Annotated in this window: 1 protein-coding gene; it reads left to right on the top strand. The window is 64.0% G+C overall.

Features of this window, described 5'->3' with window-relative positions; all coding sequences use genetic code 11:
• Positions 1–26: 26 nt before the first annotated feature.
• The coding region (locus tag LPW29_RS15420) for a MarR family EPS-associated transcriptional regulator (protein WP_238628741.1) at positions 27–356 on the top strand (330 nt) is incomplete at its 3' end.

The following is a 356-nucleotide window of genomic DNA, read 5'->3' as shown; positions in this document are numbered from 1 at the left end:
GCGGTAGCGTGCCCAAACACCCCCCCATGCAGCGCGAAGACATCCAATACCGCCTCCTGCGACTGCTCCAGGACAACCCGCAGCTCACACAGCGCGACCTGGCCGCAGAACTGGGCGTATCCATCGGCAGCACCCACTACTGCCTCAGGGCCGTCATCGACAAAGGCTGGGTGAAAGCCCACAACTTCGCCCAAAGCGGCCAGAAACAACGCTACCTCTACCAGCTCACCCCCGCCGGCATCACCCGCAAAGCCCGCCTCACCCGCGAATTCCTCCAACGCAAACGCGCCGAACACGAGGCCATCCGCCAGGAAATCGAAGCCCTGGAAGCCGAACTGAAGGCCGAACCGGACGCC

Source organism: Ectothiorhodospira sp. 9100 (assembly GCF_022227565.1).
GTDB lineage: Bacteria > Pseudomonadota > Gammaproteobacteria > Ectothiorhodospirales > Ectothiorhodospiraceae > Ectothiorhodospira > Ectothiorhodospira marina.
The sequence above is the reverse complement of the archived record's forward strand: the minus strand, read 5'-3'. Positions and strand labels throughout refer to the sequence as shown.